Below are 26366 nucleotides of genomic sequence, written 5' to 3' on the forward strand. Positions count from 1 at the left end.
GCCGCCGCACGGGCGGGCGCCGGGGCGTCCGGGCCGGAGGCGTCGGGCACCGCCGTACCCCGGCCGGCCGACGGTGGCGGCTCGGGTGCCGGACCCGGCGCCGACGCGGACCCGTACGCCGGTCAGGACGCCGGTCAGGACGCCGGACGCGCCGTCGGCGGGCAAGGGGTGGAAGGCGGTACCGGTGGGCACGGTGACGCCCCCGCCGGGGCCGCGGGGCTGGTACCCGGGCAGCCGGACCCGGTCGGGACCGCGGGGCTCGTACCCGGACCGCCGGACCCGGTCGGGACCGCGCGGCGCGAAGGCGACCGGCTGCGGTTCGTGGGTGCGGCGACACGGCGGATCGCGCGGGGCATCGACCTGGACGAGATCGTGCTGGGGCTGTGCCGGGCGACGGTGCCGACGTTCGCCGACGCGATCCTGGTGTACCTCCGCGACCCGCTGCCCGTCGGCGACGAGCGGCCCGTCGACCCGTTCGTACTGCGCCTGCGCCGTACGGACCGGCTGCGGCTGACCGACGACGACACCCAGGACCTGAGCCTGCTCACGTCCGGCCCGGTGGCGGCGCCGGACGCCGCCGACCAGAGCCCGGCCGCCGAGCTCTGCGAGGTCCGCCCCGGCGGCCCGCTCGCGGAGGTGCTGCGCGGGGTCCGGCCGGTGTTCGGCGACTCCGCGGCCGCCCGCGCCGCGCTGCCCGAGCTGCTCGGCGACGGACGCTCCGTACCGTCCGGGCACCGCGCGATCCTCGCGCCGCTCCGCGGCCGCCGCCGGGTCATCGGCGCCGCGGTCTTCCTGCGCCGCCCGGACCGTGCCTCGTTCGAACCGAACGACCTGCTGGTGGCGGCGCAGTTGGCGACGCACACGGCGCTCGGCATCGACAAGGCGGTGCTGTACGGGCGTGAGGCGTACATCGCGGACGAGCTGCAGCGCACGATGCTGCCGGAGAACCTGCCGCAGCCGACCGGTGTGAAGCTGGCGTCCCGCTACCTGCCGGCCGCCGAGACGGCGCGGGTCGGGGGCGACTGGTACGACGCGATCCCGCTGCCCGGCAGCCGGGTCGCCCTCGTCGTGGGCGATGTGATGGGCCACTCCATGACCTCGGCCGCGATCATGGGGCAGCTGCGGACGACCGCGCAGACGCTCGCCGGGCTCGACCTGCCGCCGCAGGAGGTGCTGCACCACCTCGACGAGCAGGCCCAGCGGCTCGGCGAGAACCGCATGGCGACCTGCCTCTACGCGGTGTACGACCCGGTCGCGCACCGCATCACCATCGCCAACGCCGGTCACCCGCCGCCGATACTGCTTCACCTGGGCGGCCGGGCCGAGGTGCTGCGTGTCCCGCCGGGCGCGCCGATCGGCGTGGGCGGCGTGGACTTCGAGGCCGTGGAGCTGGACGCCCCGGCGGGCGCCACGCTGCTCCTGTACACCGACGGGCTCGTCGAGTCGCGGCTGCGGGACGTGTGGACCGGGATAGAGCAGCTGCGCGAGCGCCTCGCGGCGACCGCCCAGCTGACCGGCCCCGACCACTCGCCGCCGCTGGAGGCGCTCTGCGACGACGTGCTGGACATGCTGGGTCCGGGCGACCGGGACGACGACATCGCGCTGCTGGCCGCACGGTTCGACGGGATCACGCCGAGCGACGTGGCGTACTGGTTCCTGGAGCCGGAGGACGCGGCGCCGGGACGGGCGCGCCGGCTGGCCCGCAGGGCGCTGACCCGCTGGGGCCTGGAGGAGCTGACGGACTCGGTGGAGCTGCTCGTCAGCGAGGTGGTGACCAACGCCGTACGGTACGCGTCGCGGCCGGTCACGCTGCGGCTGCTCCGTACGGAGGTGCTGCGCTGCGAGGTCGGTGACGACTCTCCGCAGCTGCCGCGGCAGCGCAGGGCCCGGGACACCGACGAGGGCGGGCGCGGCCTGTTCCTGGTGAACCGGCTCGCACGGCGCTGGGGCGCGACACGGCTGTCGACGGGCAAGGTCGTCTGGTTCGAGCTGCCGACGCCCGTCTGAGCGCCCGCCGCGGAAGAAGGAAGACGAAGAAAGGAAGGTGGCCGGACCCCTCTGCGGGGGTCCGGCCACCTTCCGTTCTCGTGCCGCTGCCTCAGTGCCGCTCTACGGCCCTACGGCCATACCGCTTTACCGCTTTACCGCTGTACGGCTACGGCTGGAGCGGCTTCTCGTTGTTCGTACCGGTCTCCGTGGCCGGGTCCGTTCCCGTGCCGTCGCCGTCGCCCGGGTCCGTGCTGTTCGAGGGCGAGGGCGGCGGCGTCGAGGTGGGCGGGGTCGACGGGCTGGCCGGCGGGCTGGACGAGGACGGGCTGGCCGGCGGCGTCGAGGACGGCTCGTTCGACGGCCCGGACGGCTCGCCGCTGGGCGACGTGGAAGGCGACGCGCTTGTGGACGGCGACGTGCTGGGCTCCGGCTCGGGAGGGGCGACCTCGGCGACGTCGAGGTCGAACTCGGCGTCGGAGCCGCCGCCGAGGGCGTCCAGCGTGTAGTCGGCCCAGATGCGGGCGGGGAAACCGCCGCCGCTGGCGCGGCCGGAGTTGGCCGTACCGGTCAGGGTGACCTGGGTGCCCTTCTCGGCGTCCTCACCGAACAGGGCGACCACGGTGGCCAGTTCGGGCGTGTACCCGGCGAACCAGGCGGACTTGTTGTTCTCGGAGGTGCCGGTCTTGCCCGCCGCCTCGTAGGCCGAGGTGTTGGCCGCGCGCCCGGAGCCGTTTCTGACGACGCCGGTCAGCACGGAGGTGACGGTGTCGGCGGTCTCGCGGCTGACGGCCTGCGGGCCGATCGGATCGGGCAGCTCGACCGTGCGGCTCTTGTGCTCGGCGGACTTCACGATCGACGGCGTGACCTTCTTGCCGTGGCTGTCGAGCGTGGCGTACACGCCGGCCATGTCCCAGGTGGAGGCGCCCATGGTGCCGAGCGACATCGCGGGCTGCTCGACGAACCCGTCGCCGTCCTTCATGCCGAGGTCGAGGGCGGTCTTCTTCACCTTGTCCGGGCCGACGTCGACGATCATCTGGGCGAAGACCGAGTTGATCGACTTGTTCATGGCACGCTGGACGGTCACCGGGCCGTAGCTGACGTCGTCCTCGTTCTCCGGGGCGAACGGGGTGTCGCTGCCCTCGACGGGACGCTTGCTGCGGCCGTCGTAGCGGGTGTTGACGCCGATCCGCCGGCCTTCCTGGGTCTCGGAGCCGTTCTCCAGGGCGGAGGCGAAGACGAGCGGCTTGAAGGTGGAGGCGGGCTGGTAGTCGCGGCGCGTGGCGTTGGACATCCAGTGCTCGGTGGCGCCGACGCCGCCGTACAGCGCGACGACATGGCCGGTCTTGGGGTCCACGGAGGTGGCGCCGGCCTGGACGGTCGAGTCGACCTTGTTGCCCTTGCGGTCGAGCTCGCTCTCCAACTGCTTGTCGACCGCCTCGACGAGCTCCTTCTGCCGCTTCTTGTCGATGTTGAGCGTGATGGTCCAGCCGCCGGCCTTGATGTCCTCCTCCTTGACGCCCTGGCGCATCAGCTCCTGGTTGGCGGCCTCGACGAGGTAGCCGGTCTGGCCCTCCATGCCGGGTGCGGGCTTGGGTGCCTGCGGTTCCTGGAACGTGAGCGTGGCGCGCTTGGCGGGGTCGAGCCAGTTCTCCTCGACCATGTTGTTCAGGACGTAGTTCCAGCGTGCCAGGACGAGCTTGCGGCTCGTGGGGGACGCGGAGGTCCAGTCGTACTGGCTGGGGGCCTGGAGGAGCGCGGCGAGATAGGCGCCCTGCTCGACGGTCAGCTTGCTCGCGTCGACGCCGTAGTAGGCCTGGGCGGCGGCCTGGATGCCGTACGCGCCGCGACCGTAGTAGCTGGTGTTGAGGTACCCGGCGAGGATGTCCTCCTTGCTCTTGCGCTGGTCGACCTTGAGGGCGATGACCAGTTCCTTGAGCTTCCGGGTGACGGTCTGACTCTGGTCCAGGTAGTAGTTCTTGACGTACTGCTGGGTGATGGTCGAGCCGCCCTGCTTGCCCTGGCCGGTGATGGTGTTGACGACGCCGCGGGCGGTGCCCTTGAAGTCAACGCCGGAGTCCTCGTAGAAGGTCTTGTTCTCGGCGGCGACGAATGCCTTCTCGACCGGGTCGGGGATCTTGTCGAGGCCGATGATGGAGCGGTTGACCTTGCCACTGCGGGCGAGGATCGAGCCGTCGCTGTACTTGTAGACGTTGCTCTGCAGCTCCGCCTCGGCGTTGGCGGTGGGGACCGGGACGAGCAGGTAGACGGTGTAGAAGCCGCCCATGGCGAGCAGGCAGAACACGAAGAAGGTGCCCAGCAGCTTCCGCCAGGTGAAGAAGCGGCGTATGCCTCCGCCGTCTCCCTTCGCCCGGCGCGCCCCGCGCTGCCGGGTCCGACGCGCATCCGCTCGGCCCATGGCTCCGTCGCTCCCGTTGGTCGATGTGTCGTCCGTCGTGTTTCGGTCACCTACGTCCGGATCAGCTCAGCAAGCTAACCCGTCAGAGTCGACATAGACCAACGGATCCTGTCTTTTCCGGACGTGACAATGAGCACCCGTCCACAAGGAACCGACTCACCAGGGGTGCGCAAGGTTGCGAGACGCGCTAAAGTGTTATCACTTTGCTTCATCTGAGAGAGCATAGAAACGGGGGAACCATGTCCACGCCCATGTCCAGGACCGGGACCATCACGGCCGTCGACACCACCACCGCCGACGGGGGCGGCGGGCGCGCGGAGGGGGCGGCACCCGAGCCGCCGCGGCCGCAGGTAAGGGAGTTCACGGCGTACAGCGTCGGCGGCGGGCTCGCGCTGCTGTCCGGGCTGCTGGGGGTCGTCGCGGGCGGCGGCCTCGTCGCCGCGGGGATCGGTGTCGCGGCGGACATGTCGGCCGGCGCGCGGGCGGCACTGATCGTGCTCGGCGCACTGGTGGCACTCGCCTCACTGTTCGCGATGTGCGGGCTCAACATGGTCGCGCCGGGCGAGGCCCGGGTCGTCCAGCTGTTCGGCCGCTACCGGGGCACGGTCCGCGCGGACGGGCTGCGCTGGGTGAACCCGCTCACCTCACGGGTGGCGATCTCGACGCGGGTGCGGAACCACGAGACGGCCGTCCTGAAGGTCAACGACGCGTACGGCAACCCGATCGAACTCGCCGCGGTCGTCGTCTGGAGGGTCGAGGACACCGCGCAGGCCATGTTCGAGGTCGACGACTTCGAGCAGTTCGTCTCCACACAGACGGAGGCGGCGGTCCGGCACATCGCGATCGAGTACCCGTACGACTCCCACGACGAGGGTGGTCTGTCGCTGCGCGGCGACGCCGAGGAGATCACCGAGAAGCTGGCCGCCGAGCTGCACGCGCGCGTGGCGGCGGCGGGTGTCCGCATCATCGAGTCCCGCTTCACCCACCTCGCGTACGCTCCGGAGATCGCCTCGGCCATGCTCCAGCGGCAGCAGGCCGGCGCGATGGTGGCGGCACGCCAGAAGATCGTGGAGGGCGCGGTCGGTATGGTCGAGGCCGCGCTGGAGCGGATCGCGGAGCGGGACATAGTGGAGCTGGACCCGGAGCGGAAGGCGGCGATGGTCTCCAACCTGATGGTGGTGCTGTGCGGTGACCGCTCGGCCCAGCCGGTCCTCAACACGGGCACGCTCTACCAGTGACCCCCCGCCGCGAGCGCAAGCAGGCGCTGCTCCGTCTCGACCCCGGGGTGTACGAGGCGCTGGCGCGCTGGGCCTCGGACGAGCTGCGCAGCACCAATTCGCAGATCGAGTTCCTGCTGCGCAAGGCCCTGTCCGACGCGGGGCGGCTGCCGTCGTCGCCGGCACCCCTCCCCCGCCGTGGGCGTCCGCCGAAGCGGCAACCGCCTTCCGAACCCCAGGAGTAGCCGGGAACGGGCCGACGAGGAACCGGGCGGGCGGGACGGCGCGTCACCGTTCGATGTGAACAGAGGTACGACGGTGACGGACGCCGAGGACGAACCCGGCCGCGGTACGCGGTGGGGGCGGGACGCCCGCGGGCGGTCGGCGTGGGCGCGGGGACGGGTCCTCGCCGGGGTCGCCGCACTGGTCGCATGGCTGATCGTGTTCCATGCGGCCGTCCCGGACCTGCCGGGGCGGCCGGGCAGCCTGCTGGAGGCGTTCCTGCCCTGGCTGGGGCTGGCCGTGCCCGTGCTGGTGGCGGCCGCCCTGGTGCGCCGGTCCGCGACCGCGCTGCTCGCCTCGCTGCTGCCGGTCATGGCGTGGCTCGGGCACTTCGGCGTACTCCTGATGCCCGGCCCCGTGGTGCCGCACGACCTGACGGTGGTACAGCACAACGTCAGCGACGAGAACACCGACGCGGCCGGCACGGCCCGGGTGCTGATGGCGGTCCGGCCGGACCTGATCGCGCTTCAGGAGGTGACCGCGGCCGCGCTGCCCGCGTACCGGGCGGCCCTCGCGGAGCGCTACCCGCACCACGAGGTGCGTGGCACGGTCGGGCTCTGGTCGGCGCACCCGCTGACCGATGTGCGGGCGCTGGACATCAGGCCCGACGGGATCGATCCCGGGTGGCAGCGCGGACTGCGCGCGACCGCGGTGACCCCGCGCGGCGACATCGCGGTGTACGTGGCGCACCTGCCCTCCGTACGGCTCACTCCGGCGCGCGGCTTCGACTCGGTCCGCCGGGACGAGAGCGCCGCGATGCTGGGCGGCGCTCTGGCCGCCGAGCGGCTGGACCGGGTGGTGCTGCTCGGCGACCTGAACGGCACCGTGGACGACCGGGGGCTCGGCCCGCTGACCTCCCGTCTCGACACGGCCGCCTCCGGCCTGGCCTTCAGCTGGCCGGCGTCGGCGCCGGTGGCCCGTATCGACCAGGTCATGGCCCGCCGCGCCGAGGTCACCCGCGTCTGGACGCTGCCCAGGACGGGCTCGGACCATCTGCCGGTGGCGGCGCACCTCACATACTGAGCATCTGGAGGCCGATCTCGCCCCTCGTGGGGCGTGTGCACGAACCGGTCCGGGAAGGGCCCCGCCCAGGGGTCCGGGTGCCCGGAGGGTGGCGGCGGCGAGTCAGCTCGCGTCCGGCGGGAGGACGCGTACCGGGAGGGGGGCAAGGGCCTCGCGCAACGCCTCCGCCAGGGTGTGGAACTCGGCGTGGCGGGCCGCGCCCGTGCGCATGGCGAGGGCGATGCGTCGCGACGGGGCCGGGTCGGCGAACTGCCCGGTCACGAGGCTCGGGTTGCGGCCCGTCTCGACCTTGACCGCCGTCCGGGGCAGCAGCGTCACCCCCAGGCCGCCGGCCACCAGCTGCACCAGCGTCGACAGCCCCGCCGCCGTCGTGGTGACCGCGGCACCCTCCGTGCGCCCGGCCTCGCGGCAGATGTCGAGGGCCTGGTCGCGCAGACAGTGGCCCTCGTCCAGGAGCAGGAGGTGCAGTTCGCGCAGCGCGTCGCGCGGGATGCCGGTGCGCCCGCCCAGCCAGTGGTCGTCGGGCGTGACCAGCACGAAGTCCTCGTCGAACAGCGGCAGTTCGGTGACGCCCGGCACACCCAGCGGCACCGCGAGCAGCAGCAGGTCGAGCCGCCCCGCGGCCAGCCCTTCGAGCAGCGAGTACGTCTGCTCCTCGTGGACCTGGAGGTCCAGGTCCGGGTAGCGCTCATGGGCGAGGCGCAGCACGGTCGGCAGCAGATACGGCGCCACCGTCGGGATCACCCCGAGCCGCAGCACTCCCGTGAAGGGCGCCTGGACCGCCTCGGCCTCCTCCATCAGCTCGCCCACCGCGTCCAGCACCGCCTTCGCGCGGACCGCGAGCCGCTCCCCCGCCGGCGAGAGCAGCACCTTCCGCGTCGTACGCTCGAGGAGCTGGACACCGAGCACCTCTTCGAGAGTCGAAACCGCGCCCGAGAGCGCCGGCTGGCTCATCCCGATCGCGGCCGCCGCGTCCCGGAAGTGCAGATGCTCGGCCACCGCCGCGAACGCGCGGAGCTGCGCCAGGCTGGGCTGTTTACCCTTTTGTACGGACTGTACCGGCGAGACCACTGATAACCACCTTCAATCAACACGACCCAGTCTAGCTATTTCACTGATCAATGCACGCCGTGCCATGCTGGCGACCGTCCAACCCCCACGGATGACCCCACAAGGGAAATCCCCGCCACTAGGAGAGCGTGTGCTCACTGTCGGTGACCAGTTCCCCACGTACGACCTGACCGCCTGCGTGTCGCTCGAGAGCGGCAAGGAGTTCGAGCAGATCGACCACAAGTCCTACGAGGGCAAGTGGCGCGTGGTGTTCTTCTGGCCGAAGGACTTCACCTTCGTCTGCCCCACCGAGATCGCCGCGTTCGGCAAGCTGAACGACGAGTTCGAGGACCGCGACGCCCAGATCCTCGGCGTCTCCGGCGACTCGGAGTTCGTCCACCACGCCTGGCGCAAGGACCACGCCGACCTGCGTGACCTGCCCTTCCCGATGCTCGCCGACTCGAAGCACGAGCTGATGCGGGACTGCGGCGTCGAGGGCGAGGACGGCTTCGCGCAGCGCGCCGTCTTCATCGTCGACCCGAACAACGAGATCCAGTTCGCCATGGTGACCGCCGGCTCCGTCGGCCGTAACCCCAAGGAGGTCCTGCGGGTCCTGGACGCCCTGCAGACCGACGAGCTGTGCCCCTGCAACTGGACCAAGGGCGAGGACACCCTCGACCCGGTCAAGCTGCTGTCCGGCGAGTGACCAACCGGAACGAGTGAATCACCATGTCTCTTGACGCCCTGAAGTCCGCCATACCGGACTACGCGAAGGACCTGAAGCTGAACCTCGGCTCGGTCATCGGCAACAGCGACCTCCCGCAGCAACAGCTGTGGGGGACCGTCCTGGCCTGCGCGATCGCCTCGCGTTCGCCGAAGGTGCTGGCGGAGCTGGAGCCGGAGGCGAGGGAGAACCTCAAGCCCGAGGCGTACACCGCGGCCAAGTCCGCCGCCGCCGTCATGGCGATGAACAACGTCTTCTACCGGACGCGCCACCTGCTCTCCGACCCGGAGTACGGCACGATGCGCGCCGGTCTGCGGATGAACGTCATCGGCAACCCGGGCGTGGAGAAGGTCGACTTCGAGCTGTGGTCGCTCGCCGTCTCCGCCATCAACGGCTGCGGCCAGTGCCTGGACTCGCACGAGCAGGTCCTCCGCAAGGCGGGCGTGGACCGCGAGACGATCCAGGAGGCGTTCAAGATCGCCGCAGTGATCCAGGCGGTCGGCGCGACGCTGGACGCGGAAGCGGTGCTCGCCGAGTAGCCGAAGGATCGGCTGTACGCGTACGAAGGGGCCTCCCGGCGGAACCCGCCGGGAGGCCCCTTCTTCGCGTTCAGCCGGACGTGGGCGACGCCGACGGCGAGGGTGGGGACGCCGGCGGCGAGGGGGGCGTCGGCGAGGGCGCCGTCCTGAGCCGCCGCATCAGCGTCTTCATGTCCTCCACCATGAATTCCCGCACCCCGGCCAGCGCCGCGACCGCCGCGTCGTCCGGCCCCTGGGCCTCGTCCGTCGTGTGGTCGTACTCGTAGTACACGTTGACGGACATCGCGAGCACGGCCTGTCCGTCGAGGACGACGAGCTCGGGGTAGATTCCGCCGCCCTGGCTGAAGTACGCCCTCTCGCCCAGCCCCGGCAGCGGGCTCGGCGACGGACCGTCGCCGAGCAGGGGCTCACCCTCACGCGCCTCGAACTCCGCGTCGGGGTCGGTCTTCTTGTGGAGCTCGTAGCGGAGGGCCACCTCGTATGTCGCCGGGCCCTCTCCGAGCTGCACCGAGCAGTACCCCCGGCTGAGCGCGTCGTGGTCGGTGGTGTCGTCGTAGCTCGTCGCGCCCCGCTTGCCGAGGGTGGTGACGAGCGCGGTCAGCGGCGCCTCCGCGCACAAGGCCTCGGTGGTGCGGTAACCGTCCAGGTCGGGGCCGAGCGTCCGGTACGTGGAAAGACCGGCCGCCCACAGGACGGAGGCGCCCAGTGCGCCGCCGAGCGCCCAGAGCCGGCGCCGACGGCCCCACCGGTTCCCGGCACCCGCGGGGACGCCGCCCGTCACATCGCCGCGGTCCCGGCCGTCCCGGCCGTCCCGGCCGTACGCGTTACCCCCGTCGCCCCCGTTGTCCCCGTCGTTCCCGTCGCCGGGGAACCGACCGTCCGGCCGGGCCCCGGTTGCGCCGATGCGTACCGGTTCGCCGTCGTCGCCGATCAGCTCCGGCTCGGATATCACCTGGGCTCCTGCCGTTCGGTGCGGCCGGGCGCGGGCGTGGGCGCGATGGCGTAGGCGGTCGCACCGTGCGGCGGGGGCGTCCGGCGCAGGGCCTGTTCCTCGCTGTACGCGCGCAGATAGCCGACGACCGTGTTGGTGACCGCGACCAGCGGTACGGCGACGACCGCGCCGCCGATGCCCGCGACGAGGCCGCCGGCGGCGACCGTCAGGACGACGGCCAGCGGGTGCACCCGTACGGCCCGGCCGAGGATGAACGGCTGCAGCACATGGCCTTCGATCTGCTGCACGGCCAGCACCACGACGAGCACCATCAGCGCGGTGAACAGCCCGTTCGTGACGAGGGCGACGACGACCGCGAGGGCGCCCGAGATGACCGCGCCGACGAGCGGGATGAAGGCGAACAGGAAGATGAAGACGGCGAGCGGCACCGCCAGCGGCACATCGAGGAAGTAGATGCCGAGCCCGATGAAGATCGCGTCGATGAGGGCGACGATCACCGTGCCGCGTACATAGGCGGTGAGGGTGCGCCAGGCGCGCGGCCCGGCGCCCGCGACGCCCGGCCTGGCCTGGCCGGGCACCAGTTTCAGCCACCACTGCCAGACCTTCTTCCCGTCGTACAGCAGGAAGAGCGTCGAGAACATCGCGAGCAGTATCCCGGTCATCACCTCGACCATGACGGTGACGCCGGTCAGGCCCGCGGAGGTGATCTCTTCGGTGTTGGTGCCGATGGTGTCGCTGAGGTTCTTCGCGATGTCGTTGATCTGGCTCTCGGTCACATGGAACGGACTGTCCAGCGCCCAGCGCTTCAGTTCCTCGATGCCGTCCCGGACGCGCGCCGAGACATTGTCGAGGTTGTCCATGACCTGCCACACCACGAACCAGCCGACCAGTCCAATGACGACGAAGCCGAGGACGGCGGTGACGGCGGTGGCGAGGCCGCGTGGCAGCCCGAGCCGCTTCAGCCGGCTCACGGCGGGCTGCAGCAGGGCGGTGATGAGAAGCGCGGCGACGAAGGCGAGCACCACCAGCTGGACCGCGCTGATGATCTTCATCGCCACCCAGAGCGTCCCGGCCAGGACGAGCAGGCGCCAGCCGGCCTCGGCCGCGACGCGCATGCCCCACGGTACGGCGGCGGCCGGATCGGGCTTGGCGGCGACGGCGGGTGCGTACGCCGGGGGCGCGGGGATGTGGTCGGGCGCCGCGCTCTCAGCGCCCGGCGCGCCCTTCATGGGGGCGGCGGCCGGTTCCGGCCCGGGGGCCGCGGCCGGGGAGGGCTGCCCTGACGGGGGCACCGCGGGGGGTCCGGTCGGGGGTACGCCGACCCCGGCGGCGGCCTCGGCCTCGGCCTCCGCCTGTGCGCGGCGCTCTTCCAGGCGCTGCCCCATCCGGCTCAGTCCGGCTCCCAGCCGGCCCAGCCACCCTGGCACTCTCGACATGCTCTTCCCTCTTCCCCCGCCACTCCTTCCGGAGTTCCGGCCCCCCGAAGGTACACGCACGGAACCCCCCACCGTAGGACGGTGGGGGGCTCCGGAAAGTTGAGCGCGGGGCTCAGTACCACTTGTTGGCCTGCCAGAACGACCAGGCGCCGCAGGGGCTGCCGTACCGCTCGTTCATGTAGTTCAGGCCCCACTTGATCTGGGTGGCCGGGTTGGTCCGCCAGTCGTCGCCCGCGGACGCCATCTTGGAGCCCGGGAGGGCCTGGACCAGGCCGTATGCGCCGGAGGAGGGGTTCTGGGCGCGGTAGTTCCAGCTGGACTCGTGGTCCACTATGTTGCTGAAGCACTGGAACTGGTCGCCCGGCACCATCTGCCGGGCCATCGCCTGTACCTCGGCGACCGAGTACGAGGACTGGGCGGCGAAGCTCGAGGCGTCGCGCACCGCGTTGCGGCTGGCGCGCTCCCGCTCCTTGCGCTCCTGCTCGGCCTTCTCCTCCGCGGCGGCCTTCTTCGCCTCGGCATCCTTGGCCGCCTGGACACGCGCGGCCTCCCAGGCGGACTGCTGGGCAGCCGAATCGGCTGCGGCAGCCTGCGCCTCGGCCTGCTGCGTCAGCGACGCGACCTGCACCTGGGCGTGCTCACCGACGGGTATGTCCGCCAGGAGCGTCGCGTCGGATGCGGTCGCCTCGAACTTCTCGTCCGTCGCCTGCGGATTGCCCGCGGCGACACCGACGACGGCGCCCACAGTGGTGACCGCGGTGGCGGACGCCACCGCGAATCCCCGGACCGAGATCCGGCTCACACGGTTTCCTTCCAGCACCGCCCGCACAGGTGACCTCGCGGGCGCGATCGTGCCCCTGACACTGGTCCCCCCACTCGCTGGGTCACGGGGGACACGGGCCCGGTCGGCAACTCCCCTGCGGGAGCACCGCGTGGTGCTTCGGGCGGCATACGGCGGACGACTGTTGAGTTGTGACTGCCACGGGTCCGTGAGGATGTGGCTCTGCCGCATGCGGGGCCTGACGGAAGCAAGACTCTGCCGGAAGGCGACAGCGCAAGGCAATTCCTGGTTACGTGTGAAAGCTCACACCTCGCCTGTCACAGGAGTTTTGACGAAACAGGCGCGCGACACGACGCCGCCCGGCTAAGCTCTCACGCTTCGCCGGGCGGCACCAACTCCGTTATGCACCTTCTGTTTGGACCGGGCTAGATATGCCCCTCCTCGAGCATTTCGGTCACGAGTGCGGCGATCTGAGAGCGCTCGGAGCGGTTGAGCGTGACGTGTGCGAAGAGCGGATGCCCCTTCAGCTTCTCGACGACCGCGACGACTCCGTCGTACCGCCCCACCCGCAGGTTGTCGCGCTGCGCGACATCATGCGTGAGGACAACTCGGGAATCCGCCCCGATCCTGGACAACACGGTCAGCAGCACATTGCGTTCGAGGGACTGCGACTCGTCGACGATGACGAACGCGTCGTGGAGGGAGCGGCCCCGGATATGGGTGAGCGGGAGGACCTCCAGCATGTTGCGGGCCGTGATCTCCTCGATGACCTCGCGGGACGTGACCGCGGACAGCGTGTCGAACACCGCCTGCGCCCAGGGGTTCATCTTCTCGGCCTCGGTGCCCGGCAGATAGCCGAGCTCCTGGCCGCCCACCGCGTACAGCGGCCGGAACACCATGACCTTCCGGTGCTGGCGGCGCTCGAGTACGGCTTCGAGGCCGGCGCAGAGCGCGAGCGCGGACTTGCCGGTGCCGGCCCGGCCGCCCAGCGACACGATGCCCACGTCCGGGTCGAGCAGCAGGTCCAGCGCGATGCGCTGCTCGGCGCTGCGGCCGCGGATGCCGAACGCCTCCCGGTCGCCGCGCACCAGCCGTACGGTGCCGTCGGGGGTGACCCGGCCGAGGGCCTTGCCGCGCTCGGACTGGAGCACGAGGCCGGTGTGCACCGGCAGGTCGGCCGCCTCCGGTACGTACAGCGTCTCCTCACTGAACAGCAGGTCCACCTGTTCGGCGGAGAGCGGCACCTCGCACATGCCGGTCCAGCCGGACTCGGTGATGGCGAGCTCGGCGCGGTACTCCTCGGCGAGGAGGCCGACGGAGGACGCCTTGATACGGAGCGGCAGGTCCTTGGAGACGACGGTGACGTCGTACCCCTCGGCCTGGAGGTTGCGCGCGACGGCGAGGATGCGCGAGTCGTTGTCGCCGAGGCGGTAGCCCACCGGGAGGACACCCGGGTCCGAGTGGTTGAGCTCCACGCGCAGGGTCCCACCGAGGTCGCCGACGGTGATGGGAGCGTCGAGGCGCCCGTAGCGGACGCGCATGTCGTCCAGCAGACGGAGTGCCTGCCGGGCGAAGTACCCGAGCTCCGGGTGGTGCCTCTTGGCCTCCAGTTCCGTCACCACGACGATGGGCAGCACGACCTCGTGCTCCTCGAAGCGGGTCAGGGCGTTGGGGTCGGCCAGCAGGACGCTGGTGTCGAGAACGTAGGTGCGCCGGTCGTTCATGCGGCGCTTAGTGCTGGTCACCACGGTAGGGACAGACCCCCTCTATGGATGCGCATGAGGTTGGTGTGCGACTGCGACGCCGTCGCGGGGGGATGGACCGGGGTCGGGCTCGATGCGCAGGCCGCGGCACCGGCCCTCCGCTTCGGCCGTACGCCTGTCTCTGCACGGTCGTCCTGGTGCAAAGGGCCTCCCGGGCGAGCGGGCTCCGTACCGCTCACTCTTGAAGGGGGTATGCCCGCGATGACGCACGGCCATGCCCGGAACGCCGATGGCATATGACACCCCGTCGGATGCCCCCGCCCGGACGGCGGGGACGGCATCTTCTCGCGGCGGGGTCCTGGGAGGTGCCCTGGTCAGGTGCCGTAGCGGCGGTGGCGGGCGGCGTAGTCGCGGAGGGCCCGGAGGAAGTCGACCTTACGGAAGGCCGGCCAGTGGACCTCGCAGAAGTAGTACTCCGAGTGCGCGCTCTGCCAGAGCATGAAGCCCGACAGGCGCTGTTCACCGCTCGTGCGGATCACGAGGTCCGGGTCCGGCTGCCCCCGCGTGTACAGGTGTTCGGAGATCAGATCGATGTCGACGACCTCCGCCAGCTCCTCGAAGGTCGTGCCCTTCTCGGCGTGGTCCAGCAGCAGGGAGCGGACCGCGTCCGCGATCTCCTGGCGGCCGCCGTACCCCACGGCCACGTTGACGAGTATCCCGTCGATGTGGCGGGTCGACTCCTCCGCCTCCTTGAGGACCCTCTGGGTGCGCGCGGGCAGCAGGTCGGGGGTGCCCACGTGGTGCACCCGCCAGCGGCCGTCCGCGGCGATGGTCCGGACCGCGTCCTCGATGATGCCGAGGAGCGGGACGAGCTGCTTCTCGGGCCGGTTCAGATTGTCCGTGGAGAGCATCCAGAGCGTGACGACCTCGACGTCCGTCTCCGTGCACCAGCCGAGCATTTCCATGATCTTGCTGGCCCCGGCCTTGTGGCCCTGCTCGGGCGTGCCGCCGGACGCCTTCGCCCAGCGCCGGTTGCCGTCGAGGATGACGCCGATGTGCTTGGGCACCTGGGCGTGGTCGAGGCGGCCCTCCACCCGGCGCGCGTAGAGCCTGTACACCAGGTCGCGCAAGTTCACCGATCTCACCTCTCGCCTTCGGGGCCGCGGCCGTCCCCGAGGCCCGCCACATTACTGGGCCCGGGCGGTGGCGGCCCAACCCGGGATGTCACAGGTCCGTGATAGGGAAAACGGCATGCCTGATTCCCCGATGTCTTCCCTCTACAGCGCCGCCGACGACCGGTACGACTCGATGGAGTACCGCCGTACCGGCCGCAGCGGCCTCAAGCTGCCCGCCATTTCGCTGGGCCTCTGGCACAACTTCGGCGACGACCGCACCCTGTCGTCGCAGCGCGCCATTCTGCGCCGCGCCTTCGATCTGGGCGTGACCCATTTCGACCTGGCGAACAACTACGGCCCGCCGCCCGGCTCCGCCGAGCTGAACTTCGGCAAGATCTTCGCGCAGGACTTCCGGCCCTACCGGGACGAGATGGTCGTATCCACCAAGGCCGGCTATCTGATGCATCCCGGGCCCTACGGCGAGTGGGGGTCCCGCAAGTATCTGCTGTCGTCGCTCGACGCGTCCCTGAAGCGGATGGGCGTCGACTACGTCGACATCTTCTATTCGCACCGCTTCGACCGGAACACCCCGCTCGAGGAGACGATGGGCGCGCTGGCGTCCGCCGTGCGGCAGGGCAAGGCGCTGTACGTGGGCGTGTCGTCGTACAGCAGCGAGCAGACCGCCGAGGCGGCGCGGCTGCTCCGTGAGATGGGCGTCCCGGCGCTGATCCACCAGCCGTCCTACTCGATGATCAACCGGTGGACGGAGGAGGACGCCCTCCTCGACACGCTGGAGGCGGAGGGCATGGGCTGCATCTCCTTCGCGCCGCTCGCCCAGGGCCTGCTCACCGACAAGTACCTGAAGGGCGTCCCGGAGGGCTCGCGGGCCTCGCTGGGCAAGTCGCTGGACCCGAACCTCCTGTCGGAGGACGTCGTACGGCGGCTGCACGGCCTCGACGAGATCGCGCGGCGCCGGGGCCAGTCGCTGGCACAGCTGGCGCTGACGTGGGTGCTGCGGGACGAGCGGATGACATCGGCGCTGATCGGCGCGTCCAGCGTGCGGCAGCTGGAGCAGAACGTCGCCGCGCTGGGCGGATCGCCGCTGACCGAGGAGGAGTTGAAGGAGATCGACACCTTCGCCGTGGACACCGCCGGGACGAACATCTGGGCCGCGCGGAGCTGACCGGCGGGAACGGCTGGAATCCGGCACAGAGAAAACGGGCCGGTCCGTGGGGGGGGATACGGACCGGCCCGAGGGGGGGGTTTCCACCATAACCCTTCGTAAGTGATGCTGGGTGCCACGACATGCCGTCGTTACGCTCCGAAAGTGCGCGACTGCGGTGCGAACACGGATTCCGGCCCCCCGGCGGCCGCGGCGGTGTCCTCCCCAGGAGGGACCCCGGAGCCGAGGCTCAAGGTTGACGCGAGGGGTGGCGGGCGGCTAGGAGCCGGCGAGCGCTCCGAGGAGCAGGCCGAGCAGGGTGCCGCACATCATGAACGGCCCGAACGGGATCACGCTCTTGCGGGTCGCGCGCCGCAGGACGACGAGCCCGAGGCCGTACGCCGCGCCGAACAGGAATCCGGCGAAGGCGCCCACGAGGAGCACACCCCAGCCGTACCAGCCGAGCGCCGCGCCCAGGGAGAGGGCGAGCTTCACGTCGCCGAAGCCCATGCCGTTCGGGTTGACGAGGAAGAGCAGGAAGTAGGCGCCGCCCAGGGCGAGCCCGCCCAGCACGGCGAGCCGCCAGGAGCCGGCGTGCCCGGGAAGAAGCGCGGCGGCGCCCAGCAGGAGCGGGGCCGCGGCGGCGAGCGACAGGGTGAGACGGTCGGGCAGCCGGTGCACACGCCGGTCGACGACCGCGAGGAGCAGTGCCACCGGCGCGAGGAGCAGCCACACGGCCAGTTCGGGGCGGGGGCCGGTGGCAGCGGCGAGTACGGCGCACACGGCCGCACCGAGCAGCGGCACGGCCGCGGCACGGGCGGCGGGCGCGCAGCCGGTACAGCGCGCGGGCCCCAGCCAGCCACGCGCCCCCGGTACGTAGCCGTGACCGGCGGGGCAGGCGTCACGCCACCCCTCCCCCGGTTCCACGGCGAGCCGATACGCGGCCCGCGGCACAAGCGTCCCGGCTGCGGCACCCCAGAGGGCGGCGACGGCGATCAAGGTGACGTACACAGCGCAGACCTTAGGAGGGCACGGCGGGCAGGTCATGGGCCCGGGGGCCCAAAAGCGGGGTGCGGTGGGGCGGGGCAGGCCGGGTGTCGGGGCCAGGCGGGGCGGGAGGTCCGGGGCAGGCGGACCCGGGCCCGGGTAAAGGTGGGGCAAGGAGCGGCGGGCGGACCGTGGGGCGGTCTAGCGTGCCCGGTATGAAGTGGCGGAACGGGATCGGGACACTGAGAGTCGCGGACGGTCGCGACGGCATCCCGGTGGAGGTCGCCGCCTCGTACCGAGCGCGGGCGCGGGGGCTGCTCGGGCGGGACGGGCTCGACGGGGCGATGCTGCTGACGCCGTGCGGGAGTGTGCACACGTTCCGGATGCGGTTCGCGATCGACGTGGCTTACCTGGGCCGGGACTTGACGGTGCTCACGGTCGTACGGGCAATGCGGCCCGGGCGGCTCGGGCTGCCGCGGCCGCGCGCCCGTCATGTGCTGGAGGCGGAGGCCGGGGCGATGGAGCGGTGGGGGGTGCGGCCGGGCGTCCGGCTCGCCGTGGACGTACCGGTCACGGCGGGCCCGGACCGAGGAGCGTGAAGGCCCCGTACGCGGCGGACGCCAGGGCGAGGACGGCGAGTACCACGGCGACGTACCGGTCGCGGAGCCGCGCGAGGGCGGCGGCCGCCGGGAGCAGCAGCGGGAAAGCGGGCATGATCAGCCGGGGCCGGGAGCCGAAGTACGCGGCGCCGACGAGCGACACGGCGACGACACCGAGCGTGTAGACCGACACGGGCAGCGGCGGACGTCGCCGTACGCAGAGCCACACCGCCCAGCCGAGGATGCCGAAGGCGGCGAGGAGCCCCGCCCCGGCGAGCGGCGACGGCCCGGTGAGCTGCGCCCACACGAAGCGGGCGAGGGCCGCGCCGCCGTCGATGCTGTTGCCCCAGGCTGCCTGGACGTCGAAGTACGCGGTGGGGCTGCCCTCGCGCACGGCGACGAACACGACATACCCCAGCCAGCCCAGCGGGGCCAGCAGCGTTCCCGCGGCGACCGGCGCGGTGACCCGCCGCTCCTTCACGACGGTGGCCAGCGCCGCGGCACCGACCGCCGCGACGAGCGCGACGGCGGAGGGCCGGGTGAGCCCGGCGAGTACGCAGAGCGCGCCCGCCGCCGTCCAGCGGCCGCGGAGGACCGCGTACAGGGACCAGGCGGCGAAGGCGGTGAAGAGGCTCTCCGTGTACGCCATCGACTGTACGAACGCGGTCGGGTACACGCCCCACAGCACGGCGAGGACGGTCCCGGTGCGCCGCCCGGCGATCTCCGTGCCGACCGCGTGGATACCCCAGGCGGCGGCGAGCGAGGCCACCCAGGCGACGGCGAGGCCGGCGGTGGCGGCGCTGACGGGCAGGGCTTCGGAGAGCCCGCGCTCAAGGGCGGGGAGAAGGGGGAAGAAGGCGAGGTCGGAGTGGACGGCCCCGTCGGGGAGGGTGACTTCGTACCCGTACCCGTGCTCGGCGACGCGGACGTACCAGACGGCGTCCCAGCGGCCCATGAGCCGGTGCCACGCGTCCTCCCCGGCCGCGGCGGCGGCGACGAGGAGGACGGCGAGGCCGGTGAGGCGTGCCGCCGCGTAGCCGATGAGGGCGGGGGCGGCGGACGCCAGGGCGTGGGGCTCGTCCGTTCGTTCGATTCGGTCCAGGAGCACCGGCTGATTATGTACCGGCTCCGGTCAGGACAGTGCGGTGAGGTACATCCCGGATGTGCCGGAGCCGGGGGTGTTGCGGCAGGCGTGGTGGCCGGTGGGCCTGGCCTGGACGAGGGCGAGGCAGCGGCCCTGGCCGAGCTGGCCGTAGTGGTTGGGGTGCATGGACTCCTGGACGGGGCCCTGGGTCCCGTTGCTGTCGATCCAGCGGGCCCATTCGCTGACCGTGGCGGAGGGCGGCTGCGTGGAGGTGACCAGGCGGCTGGCGGTGGCGCACACCTCGCGGCCCTGGAGCATGTCGCGCAGGTCGAGGAACTGGGCGCCCTTGGCGTCGGCGACCGCGCGGAGGCGGTCGGCGAGCTGCGGGACGAGGGAGTCGCGGGCCCAGTCGGAGTCCTTGTCCCAGAACGGACAGCCGCCGGTGCTGACGCGTGACCAGCCGCTCTCGCTGTAGCGGTTCTCCGCGCCGCGCGGAATGGGCGAGGGGTACGACTGGAGGACGACGCGGTAGGAGGCGGGGCCGTGGCCGGCGGCGGACATGACGGCCCGGATCTCGTCGATGGCCTTGGCGACGTCCGCCATGACGGTGTTGATCTTCGAGTCGACGAGGACCTGCTGGTCGTCGTGGCAGTAGGAGTACCAGACGATGTAGTCCGTGGCGCACTTCCGGATGATCGAGGCGAAGCCGAGGTCGTTGCCGCCGATCGAGAGGGCGATCAGCTTGACGTCGTGGGTGGCGGCGATGGCGGCGAGCTGGTCGGCCTGCGGGGCTTCGCCCTTGTAGGACTGGCCGCCGCTGGAGGCGCGGAAGACATTGCGGGTGGTGGCGCCGGAGCAGGCGATGTTGATGAGCGCGTCGGCGGTGCCGGCGGTGCCGGTGACCTCGGCGGAGTCGGAGCGGTGACAGCCGTTGGCGGCGGTGTCCCCGTACACGAGGGAGGGGTTGTAGGAGTAGCCGGTCCAGGCCCGGTCGGTGCCGTTGCGACTGCCGCTGTTGGTGAGGCTGTTGCCACGCCAGCGGCCGGCTTCGCCGGAGATGTAGCTGTCACCCATGGAGACGACGGCGGTGGGCCCGGAGTCGGGACTGGCGGCGGCGGGGGCGGTACCGGCGGCGGTGACACCGATGAGGGTGGCGAGGGCCAGGGCGGCGGAGGTGAGGGTACGTCTTGGGGTGCGGCGGGCGGTACCGAATCCGGACACGGCGAACTCCATCGTTCGGCCACGCCAAGGACGCGAACAGGACACGTCCCATGGCGCTGTGGCGCGTGGGTGAGGGGTTGGACCGCCGGCCGGTGGCATGCGGGAATGTGGCATGCCGCGACTTGTTACCGCTAGGTAGCGTCGGGTTTCTTTTCGGTCACGGAGAGGGCCGAATTACGCGCCTCACCGCAGCGAAATTGCGCCACGGGAGCACTCCCCATGGGCCGTCGGCTCACCGGCCGGGCCGGGTCTCACCGTGGGCGCGGGCACTGGAGCTGTTCTGACGGTTGATGAGAGTCGCCGACATCATGGCCGGCGTCCACGTCTGCTGGACTCCGCCGGACACCGCCCCGGGCGGCGGGCTCTCGGACCTCCAGGCGCCCACGCACCCGGCGGTCCCCGGGCTCGCCGACGACCCCGGTTCGTGTGCCCGGCCGCTGCGCGAGCGGGCACAGAAGTCGGGGCGGTTCACGCCGCGGTGAGCGGCACCCGCGACACTCTGACCGCGGGCCCTGGGTCATGTGCACCGACGGCCGCCGCCCCTGGGCGGCCGCCACCCCTAGCCGCTCGTGGGGAACGAGACCTCCACTCGGCGGTTCTTCCTGCGGCCCTCTTCCGTGGTGTTGTCCGCGATCGGATACTGCTCGCCGTAGCCGCGGATCTCGTAGGTGATGTTCGACGAGGCCAGGAGCGGGGACAGGACGCCGTGGACCGCGTCCGCGCGCTGCTTGGAGAGGACGTCACCGTGCGCGGCGGAGCCGAGGTTGTCCGTGAAGCCGAAGATACGGATCTTGGTGGCGTTCTGCTTCTTGACCTCCGCGGCGATCACCGCGATACGGGCGTTCGCCTCCGGGGTCAGCTTGGCGCTGTCCTTGCCGAACAGAACCTCCGCCTGGAGCGCGAACTTCAGGCTGGAGCTGGTCTCCTCGCGGCGCTCCTCGCCGCCCTCGGACTCCACGATGGAGACGATGGGCAGCACCTTCGCGGCCGCGAGGGTGGCCCCGTCACGCATCCTGAGACCGGGCGCGTCGGGGTCGATCTCGGGCGGCGGCGCCGTCGACTCCGTGCCGGGCGGCACACTGGGCGTCTCGTCGGCGTACGCGGTGGCGGGGGCGGTGAGGTGGACGCCGGCGAGGAGCACGAGCGCGGCGAGGAGGGTGGTCGCGGGGCGGCGGGCGGGTGTGGTCATGGGGGGCATCACGAGAGCTCGATCGTCGCGACGGGCATGGTCGGGAACTGGATGTCGACCTGCGAGACGTTGGCGGGAGGCGCCGGGAACTGGGCGAAGATCGAGACCGACTCCTCGGCCTTCATGGAGTTGATGCCCGTCGTCGTCAACGGGTGGCCCTCCGTGTCTCGGAGAACGTAGTAGCGCTTCTTCTCCACCTTGTCGACGAGAGTGACCCCGGCGAACGACGGGCCGGTCCTCTGGACCTGGATCTCCTGGCCGCTCCACTGGGGCGGGGTGATGACCAGCTTCGACGTCGTGTTCTTCAGCGTTCCGCTCACGGTGAGGAAGCCGCCCTGCTCGCGCACGGCGCTGTGGATGACGATCTGGAGGCCGTTGCCGCCGTTGATGGTCGCCAGCGTCCTGCTCGTGTCCGGAACGGTCGGGCCGCTTTCCTCCGGGGGCTTGTTCTGGTCGGCAGGCGCCGAGCTGACGCTGCCGGCCTTCTGGGGTTCTTCGCCCTTGGCCTCGTCGCTTCCGCCGTCGCCGCCGCAGGCTGTCAGCAGAGCCGCCAGCGCGGCGGCCGCGGCGGCTACCCGAACCGCGCGTGCGGTCACTCCGTACTGCGTCACCATGCGTGTCATTCCTCTGCGTTCCTTCGCGGTCAGTCCTCGGTCAGCCGGACCTTGAAGAGGTCGGACATGTCCGGGAGGTCGTCTGGATCCAGGTCCAGGTCCGTGCCCTCGCAGTCCAGCGACCCCGGGGACGGCGCGTCTTTGTCGTCGGCGGGCTCGAAGGTGCACCGGGGAACGACGACGGCGGTGGCTGTGGCGACCGCGTGTCGGTCTTCGGTTCCCGGCAGGACGGTGTCACCCACCGGCTTCGTGGACCGAACGGTCACGCGGAAGCCCCACCGGCCGTCGCCCAGCATGACGCAGCCCTCGCCCGCGACCGCGGCGCCGTTGCGGGCGGCGTAGTGCCCGCTCGCCGTACAGCCGTCCTCGCCCATCAGGTCCCCATCGAAGAGGTCCTCCCAGCCGGCGAGGTCGAGGTCGTCCAGCAGGAACCGGTCCCTGGACTCCTTGGCCGCGGCCAACGCCGCCGCGTCCGCCGCCGACTGTGCGCCGTTACGTGTCGCGCCGGCCTGACCGACCGCGAAGAACGCGAGCGCGAGAAAGAGCAGGCTCGCCACCATGAACACATACAGCGGCGAAGCCTGCCCCAAGTCCCGCTCGCGGCCCTCGGTCCCCGTCAGCCGCCCACGATCGCGGTGACACGGGCTACCAGGTTCGTGGCGATGGTCGAGCCCACGCCCGAGCCGACGACGGCGGCGATGATCACGCCGACCAGGATGATCACACCCACGTACTCGACAGCCCCCTGCCCCCCGTCCCCCCGCCGTTTCAGCGCGTCCGCCGTGGTTTTCGCCCAGGTGCCCACGTACACCTTGGCCTGAGTCAGGGCCTTCAGCGCGATGTTCGACATGGCGGTCCCCTCCGGGGTCGGGATCGTTCGAGTCTTCGGTGCCGTGCGCGCGTGGTGGGGCTTGCCCCTCCAGGATCACGCGGGTGGCAGCGTGACCGTACGCAGGGTAAGCCCCCTTCATCATGGGCCCCCGGGCCCAACTGCGGGCCCAAATCGGCAACTGGGGCCCGATTCGATGGTCAGCCATGCCCCGTCCCGCCCCCTTTGCCCTGGCTGTGCCAGATCGCGATCGCCTGGCCGCGGCTCTCCGCGTGCAGTTTGGCGAAGATCCGGTTGATGTGGTTCTTCACGGTCTTCTGGCTGATGAAGCAGGCGGCGGCGATCTGCTGGTTCGTCATGCCCGACGCGATCAGGTCCATCACCTCCACCTCCCGTTGACTCAGCAACGAATGTCCCACATCCGCTTGCGGAAGCGAAGAGGCTTCTGCAAATTCAGGCAGGGCGCATAACGCTTCATTGGGGCGCTGCCGCACGGATGTTGGGGCGTTCACTCTGACGTTCAGCGTTGGATCATATGCGGATGCAGACGGAACCAGCGGCTCCTGGCGGACTCTCGCCAGCAGTGCGTCCGACGCCGTCCGCGTGAAGTGTGCCTTGCCCCGGCGCACGTCCCGGACGGCCGCCGCCAGGTCGTCCGGCGTGAACTCGCCGTGGACCAGGTAGCCGCCCGCGCCGAGCCGCAGCGCCTCGTGGACGACGTCCGGTTCACCGCTGTACGTCGTCATCAGGACCGGGGCGAGCGCGGCCAGGTGGGGCAGGGCCGACAGGCCGTCCACGCCGGGCATGCGGACGTCCAGCAGGATCACGTCCGGGCGGTGCCGTACCGCCGCGTCGTACGCCTCCCGGCCGTCCCGCGCCTCCGCGACCACCTCGATGTCGTCCCGGTCCGACAGCAGCACCGTCAGGCCCGCCCGTACCACCGGGTTGTCGTCCGCGACCAGGACCCGCATGAGCGGCTCCGGCGCCGTTCGGGCGGGTGGTGCCGGTGGGGAGCTCTCTGGCGTCGGGTGCGGTGAGGTGTGCTGGGACGGCTCGTGGGGGTGCTGCTCCATGCTCGATCTCATCGCGGGGTCGCCGCCCGTCGGGGCTGTGCGGGGATCGTCGACAGCGGTTGCTGCGGCTGAGGCGGCTCCAGCGGCTGAGGCGGCTGACGCCGCGGGCCCATGGCGGCGCTCACCGGGAGCTCCACCCGCACCTCCGTGCCCTTCGCCGCCCTCCCCCGACCGATCCTGATCCGTGCCCCGATCAGCGCCGCACGCTCCACCATGCCCACCAGTCCGAAGTGACCCGTCCGCCGCAGGTCCTCCAGGGTCGTGCCGGGCGGCAGGCCCTCGCCGTCGTCGTACACGCTGATCCGGAGGACCTCGCCCACAACGCCCGACGACACGTCCACACAGCTCGCCCTCGCGTGCCGGTGCGCGTTCTCCATCGCCTCCGACGCGATCGTCAGGAGGTGTCTCGCCGGCTCTCCCGGGAGCGGCGGCGGTGCCGTTCCCCCGTCCAGGGGGCGGTACGACGTCCGCAGGCCGGTGCGGTCGCCGAAGCGGTCGGTACGGGAGGCCAGTTCCGACTGTAAGTCCACGACCTCCCCTCCTTCCGCGCGCAGGTCCGCGAGCAGCTCCCGCGACTCCGCCGCCGCCCTGCGTGCCGCCCGGGCAAGCGCCTCCGCCCGGTGCCGGACCGTCTGCGGGTCCATCCGGTCCGCGCCCGCCGCCAGGCCGTCCGCCGCCAGGGCCAGGCCGTGCAGGGTCTTGGCGACCGAGTCGTGCATCTCGCGGGCCAGGCGGGAGCGCTCCGCCCGCACCGCCTCGGCCACCGCCGGCCCGGCACGCACCTCCGTCAGTGCCTGGCTCGCGGCGCCGAAGCCCAGAATCAGGTTCCGCAGCGTCGAGCCGACCGCGCCGGCGATCACGCACAGGCCGACGAACAGCAGCGCCGACGTGTCCAGGCGGGCCTTCGAGCTCACGCCGTACGACAGGAGCAGCAACAGCGACTGCGCCACCGCGAAGAAGGCCGCGCCCCGCCAGCCGTACAGCAGGCCCGCCAGCAGCGGCGTGCAGATCGTGACGTACGCCAGGACCGACTCCGGGGACGCCGTCGCCAGCAGCAGAGCGCCGAACAGCATGTCGCCGGCCAGGACCACCGGGTGGCGCAGGAGCACCGGGCCGAAGCGCTCCCAGTCGCGCAGCAGGACGTACGCCACCATGAAGGTGACCAGCACCGCCGCCCCCACCAGCCATGTGCCGAGGCCGGGCGCGGCGCCGTCCAGGGCGAAGGGCGCCGCCAGCACGACCATCGCCAGGCGGAAGCCGAACACCTGGCGGCCCATGGCCTGGAGGGCGTTGACCTGGAGGGAGAGGGAGGGGTTCGCACCGGGGTGGCCGCCCGGGACCGCCGGGACCGGCCGGGCCGCCGGGACCGGCGGGGCCGGCCGGGCAGCCTCGCCGCCCGCGAGCGTGGCCTGTCTCGCGTGCGCGCCGTGCGTCACGTTCACCCGTCGCCTCCCTAACCGCCCAGCAGGTCCGTCAGGTCGACGCCCGAGCCGTAGTAGAAGCTGAGCGCGATCAGGATCATCGTCGCCGGGAGCATCACCAGCGTCACCACGAGCGTGGTCTTCGGTACCGCCTTGGCCGCGGCGCGACGGGCGTTCTGCGCGTCCGTCCGGCGCATGTCGTTGGCGATCTGTATCAACGTGTCGACGATCGGCGCGCCCAGCTCCTCGCCCTGCTGGAGCGCGGTGACGAACATCGAGACCTGCTCGGAGGCGTTCCGCTTGCGAAGCTGGTCGAACGCCTCCCTGCGGCTGACGCCCACGTCCATCTGGCGGAGTGTGATGCGGAGTTCGTCCGCCCACGGGCCGGAGTACTTCTCCGCCACCCGTTCCAGCGCCTGGCGGAAGCCCAGCCCCGCGGACACGACGACCGCCAGGACGTCCAGGAAGTCCGGCAGCGTGCGCTCGATGTCGTCCCTGCGGCGCCTGATCGCGATACGGAGCAGTACGTCGGTCCAGGTCAGGCCATACGCGAGGACGATCGCCGCCACGACGACCTGGCCGCGCAGCAGCATCGCCAGCGCCGCGAGCACGCCGAGGAAGCCGTACACGGCGCGCCTGGCCGCGTACCGGTCGACGGTCAGGCCACCGGGGTTGCCCGCCATGTCGAGGCGTCGGCGCAGCGCGTCGACCCGCTTGGGGCCCATCATGCGCTGCACGGCCGGGGCGTAGCGCATGCCCAGCCGGTCGACGCCCGAGGCGACGGCGGTGGTGCGTGTGGCGCCCACTTCAAGGGCGACGGCCAGGTCGCCGGGCAGCTTGGCGTCCGCCCGGTACAGGCGTACACCGTGGAAGACGCCGTACACGGCCAGACCCGTCAACAAAGCCAGTACGAGACCCATTTCCGCTTCCCCTCCCCCGTCAGATCCTCATGGCTCATGG

At 71.6% G+C, this 26366-nt stretch carries 26 protein-coding genes; 9 read left to right on the forward strand and 17 right to left on the reverse strand.

Annotated elements, in window-relative coordinates:
- Positions 1–168: 168 nt before the first annotated feature.
- Positions 169–2007 (forward strand): SpoIIE family protein phosphatase, encoded by a 1839-nt coding sequence (locus FVS66_RS27100; RefSeq protein WP_262387242.1) that lies wholly within the window; start codon positions 169–171, stop codon positions 2005–2007.
- Positions 2008–2155: 148 nt separating this feature from the next.
- Here FVS66_RS27100 and FVS66_RS27105 read toward each other — a convergent pair whose 3' ends face one another.
- Positions 2156–4405 (reverse strand): transglycosylase domain-containing protein, encoded by a 2250-nt coding sequence (locus FVS66_RS27105; protein ID WP_149183859.1) that lies wholly within the window; start codon positions 4403–4405, stop codon positions 2156–2158.
- A gap of 239 nt (positions 4406–4644) precedes the next feature.
- On the opposite strand from FVS66_RS27105, the gene FVS66_RS27110 reads away from it, so the two are divergent.
- From FVS66_RS27110 to FVS66_RS27120, 3 genes are all read left to right on the forward strand, one after another.
- Positions 4645–5643: an SPFH domain-containing protein gene (locus FVS66_RS27110; protein WP_262387231.1), complete on the forward strand. Its 999-nt coding sequence runs from the start codon at positions 4645–4647 to the stop codon at positions 5641–5643.
- On the forward strand, positions 5640–5867 hold the full coding sequence (locus tag FVS66_RS27115; RefSeq protein ID WP_149183860.1) for a hypothetical protein: 228 nt from the start codon (positions 5640–5642) through the stop codon (positions 5865–5867). Before FVS66_RS27110 ends, FVS66_RS27115 begins: the two co-directional genes overlap by 4 nt.
- A gap of 73 nt (positions 5868–5940) precedes the next feature.
- Complete coding sequence (locus FVS66_RS27120; protein ID WP_149183861.1) at positions 5941–6927, forward strand: endonuclease/exonuclease/phosphatase family protein; 987 nt, start codon at positions 5941–5943, stop codon at positions 6925–6927.
- Positions 6928–7029: 102 nt separating this feature from the next.
- Here the strand turns inward: FVS66_RS27120 and FVS66_RS27125 are convergent, their stop codons facing one another.
- Positions 7030–7998, reverse strand: a complete 969-nt coding sequence (locus FVS66_RS27125; protein WP_149183862.1) for a hydrogen peroxide-inducible genes activator — start codon at positions 7996–7998, stop codon at positions 7030–7032.
- Positions 7999–8128: 130 nt separating this feature from the next.
- On the opposite strand from FVS66_RS27125, the gene FVS66_RS27130 reads away from it, so the two are divergent.
- Both FVS66_RS27130 and FVS66_RS27135 read left to right on the forward strand, forming a co-directional pair.
- On the forward strand, positions 8129–8683 hold the full coding sequence (locus FVS66_RS27130) for a peroxiredoxin (RefSeq protein ID WP_149183863.1): 555 nt from the start codon (positions 8129–8131) through the stop codon (positions 8681–8683).
- A 23-nt stretch (positions 8684–8706) separates the two neighbouring features.
- Entirely contained in the window at positions 8707–9240 is a 534-nt protein-coding gene (locus FVS66_RS27135) for an alkyl hydroperoxide reductase (protein WP_149183864.1), read from the forward strand.
- Positions 9241–9310: 70 nt separating this feature from the next.
- On the opposite strand, the gene FVS66_RS35245 is transcribed toward FVS66_RS27135, so the two are convergent.
- From FVS66_RS35245 to FVS66_RS27160, 5 genes are all read right to left on the reverse strand, one after another.
- Positions 9311–10192, reverse strand: coding sequence for a hypothetical protein (locus tag FVS66_RS35245; RefSeq protein ID WP_187645712.1), 882 nt, complete (start codon positions 10190–10192; stop codon positions 9311–9313).
- On the reverse strand, positions 10189–11628 hold the full coding sequence (locus FVS66_RS27145) for an AI-2E family transporter (RefSeq protein ID WP_149183865.1): 1440 nt from the start codon (positions 11626–11628) through the stop codon (positions 10189–10191). Before FVS66_RS27145 ends, FVS66_RS35245 begins: the two co-directional genes overlap by 4 nt.
- A gap of 112 nt (positions 11629–11740) precedes the next feature.
- Positions 11741–12430 carry a transglycosylase SLT domain-containing protein gene (locus FVS66_RS27150; RefSeq protein WP_149183866.1) on the reverse strand — a complete coding sequence of 230 codons (690 nt, stop codon included), beginning with the start codon at positions 12428–12430 and terminating at the stop codon, positions 11741–11743.
- A gap of 404 nt (positions 12431–12834) precedes the next feature.
- A complete protein-coding gene (locus FVS66_RS27155; protein WP_149183867.1) occupies positions 12835–14157 on the reverse strand; it encodes a PhoH family protein in 1323 nt (440 codons plus the stop codon).
- A 329-nt stretch (positions 14158–14486) separates the two neighbouring features.
- Complete coding sequence (locus FVS66_RS27160) at positions 14487–15248, reverse strand: isoprenyl transferase (RefSeq protein ID WP_149183868.1); 762 nt, start codon at positions 15246–15248, stop codon at positions 14487–14489.
- 115 nt (positions 15249–15363) lie between these two features.
- Here FVS66_RS27160 and mgrA point away from each other — a divergent pair, with 115 nt between their 5' ends.
- The gene (gene mgrA / locus FVS66_RS27165; protein WP_149183869.1) at positions 15364–16410 is read left to right on the forward strand and encodes an L-glyceraldehyde 3-phosphate reductase; all 1047 of its coding nucleotides are present in this window, start codon (positions 15364–15366) and stop codon (positions 16408–16410) included.
- Positions 16411–16668: 258 nt separating this feature from the next.
- Here mgrA and FVS66_RS27170 read toward each other — a convergent pair whose 3' ends face one another.
- Positions 16669–17400, reverse strand: a complete 732-nt coding sequence (locus tag FVS66_RS27170; RefSeq protein ID WP_187645713.1) for an A24 family peptidase — start codon at positions 17398–17400, stop codon at positions 16669–16671.
- Positions 17401–17591: 191 nt separating this feature from the next.
- Here FVS66_RS27170 and FVS66_RS27175 point away from each other — a divergent pair, with 191 nt between their 5' ends.
- Positions 17592–17975 carry a DUF192 domain-containing protein gene (locus FVS66_RS27175; RefSeq protein WP_149183871.1) on the forward strand — a complete coding sequence of 128 codons (384 nt, stop codon included), beginning with the start codon at positions 17592–17594 and terminating at the stop codon, positions 17973–17975.
- On the opposite strand, the gene FVS66_RS27180 is transcribed toward FVS66_RS27175, so the two are convergent.
- Together FVS66_RS27180 and FVS66_RS27185 are read right to left on the reverse strand one after the other, a co-directional pair.
- Positions 17947–19083 carry a mannosyltransferase family protein gene (locus FVS66_RS27180; RefSeq protein WP_262387232.1) on the reverse strand — a complete coding sequence of 379 codons (1137 nt, stop codon included), beginning with the start codon at positions 19081–19083 and terminating at the stop codon, positions 17947–17949. The two genes, FVS66_RS27175 and FVS66_RS27180, sit on opposite strands and share 29 nt — an antisense overlap.
- Positions 19084–19107: 24 nt before the next feature.
- Positions 19108–20280 carry a GDSL-type esterase/lipase family protein gene (locus tag FVS66_RS27185; RefSeq protein ID WP_262387233.1) on the reverse strand — a complete coding sequence of 391 codons (1173 nt, stop codon included), beginning with the start codon at positions 20278–20280 and terminating at the stop codon, positions 19108–19110.
- A gap of 290 nt (positions 20281–20570) precedes the next feature.
- On the opposite strand from FVS66_RS27185, the gene FVS66_RS27190 reads away from it, so the two are divergent.
- Positions 20571–20762, forward strand: a complete 192-nt coding sequence (locus tag FVS66_RS27190) for a hypothetical protein (RefSeq protein ID WP_149183873.1) — start codon at positions 20571–20573, stop codon at positions 20760–20762.
- Between the two features lie 77 nt (positions 20763–20839).
- Here the strand turns inward: FVS66_RS27190 and FVS66_RS27195 are convergent, their stop codons facing one another.
- The 7 genes from FVS66_RS27195 to FVS66_RS27225 all read right to left on the reverse strand — a co-directional run bounded on the left by FVS66_RS27195 (position 20840) and on the right by FVS66_RS27225 (position 26326).
- Complete coding sequence (locus FVS66_RS27195) at positions 20840–21478, reverse strand: OmpA family protein (RefSeq protein WP_399226398.1); 639 nt, start codon at positions 21476–21478, stop codon at positions 20840–20842.
- On the reverse strand, positions 21478–22092 hold the full coding sequence (locus tag FVS66_RS27200; RefSeq protein ID WP_262387234.1) for a hypothetical protein: 615 nt from the start codon (positions 22090–22092) through the stop codon (positions 21478–21480). The genes FVS66_RS27195 and FVS66_RS27200 overlap by 1 nt, the downstream gene beginning before the upstream one ends.
- Before the next feature lie 20 nt (positions 22093–22112).
- On the reverse strand, positions 22113–22673 hold the full coding sequence (locus tag FVS66_RS27205) for a pilus assembly protein TadG-related protein (RefSeq protein WP_262387235.1): 561 nt from the start codon (positions 22671–22673) through the stop codon (positions 22113–22115).
- 26 nt (positions 22674–22699) lie between these two features.
- On the reverse strand, positions 22700–22933 hold the full coding sequence (locus FVS66_RS27210) for a hypothetical protein (protein ID WP_149183875.1): 234 nt from the start codon (positions 22931–22933) through the stop codon (positions 22700–22702).
- Positions 22934–23112: 179 nt separating this feature from the next.
- Positions 23113–23985 carry a response regulator transcription factor gene (locus tag FVS66_RS27215; protein WP_149183876.1) on the reverse strand — a complete coding sequence of 291 codons (873 nt, stop codon included), beginning with the start codon at positions 23983–23985 and terminating at the stop codon, positions 23113–23115.
- An 8-nt stretch (positions 23986–23993) separates the two neighbouring features.
- Positions 23994–25427, reverse strand: coding sequence for a sensor histidine kinase (locus FVS66_RS27220; protein WP_399226399.1), 1434 nt, complete (start codon positions 25425–25427; stop codon positions 23994–23996).
- Between the two features lie 11 nt (positions 25428–25438).
- Entirely contained in the window at positions 25439–26326 is an 888-nt protein-coding gene (locus FVS66_RS27225) for a DUF5936 domain-containing protein (RefSeq protein WP_149183877.1), read from the reverse strand.
- Positions 26327–26366: the final 40 nt, after the last annotated feature.

This window comes from Streptomyces sp. TRM49041, assembly GCF_008271805.1.
GTDB lineage: Bacteria > Actinomycetota > Actinomycetes > Streptomycetales > Streptomycetaceae > Streptomyces.

Excerpts from the sequence above, each read along its gene's own strand:
- FVS66_RS27105 (WP_149183859.1), bottom strand. The coding sequence starts at position 4,405 with ATGGGCCGAGCGGATGCGCGTCGGACCCGGCAGCGCGGGGCGCGCCGG.
- FVS66_RS27210 (WP_149183875.1), bottom strand. The coding sequence starts at position 22,933 with ATGTCGAACATCGCGCTGAAGGCCCTGACTCAGGCCAAGGTGTACGTG.
- FVS66_RS27190 (WP_149183873.1), top strand. The coding sequence starts at position 20,571 with ATGAGAGTCGCCGACATCATGGCCGGCGTCCACGTCTGCTGGACTCCG.
- mgrA (WP_149183869.1), top strand. The coding sequence starts at position 15,364 with ATGCCTGATTCCCCGATGTCTTCCCTCTACAGCGCCGCCGACGACCGG.
- FVS66_RS27225 (WP_149183877.1), bottom strand. The coding sequence starts at position 26,326 with ATGGGTCTCGTACTGGCTTTGTTGACGGGTCTGGCCGTGTACGGCGTC.
- FVS66_RS27135 (WP_149183864.1), top strand. The coding sequence starts at position 8,707 with ATGTCTCTTGACGCCCTGAAGTCCGCCATACCGGACTACGCGAAGGAC.
- FVS66_RS27175 (WP_149183871.1), top strand. The coding sequence starts at position 17,592 with ATGAAGTGGCGGAACGGGATCGGGACACTGAGAGTCGCGGACGGTCGC.
- FVS66_RS27145 (WP_149183865.1), bottom strand. The coding sequence starts at position 11,628 with ATGTCGAGAGTGCCAGGGTGGCTGGGCCGGCTGGGAGCCGGACTGAGC.
- FVS66_RS27195 (WP_399226398.1), bottom strand. The coding sequence starts at position 21,478 with ATGCCCCCCATGACCACACCCGCCCGCCGCCCCGCGACCACCCTCCTC.
- FVS66_RS27200 (WP_262387234.1), bottom strand. The coding sequence starts at position 22,092 with ATGACACGCATGGTGACGCAGTACGGAGTGACCGCACGCGCGGTTCGG.
- FVS66_RS27215 (WP_149183876.1), bottom strand. The coding sequence starts at position 23,985 with ATGGAGCAGCACCCCCACGAGCCGTCCCAGCACACCTCACCGCACCCG.
- FVS66_RS27110 (WP_262387231.1), top strand. The coding sequence starts at position 4,645 with ATGTCCACGCCCATGTCCAGGACCGGGACCATCACGGCCGTCGACACC.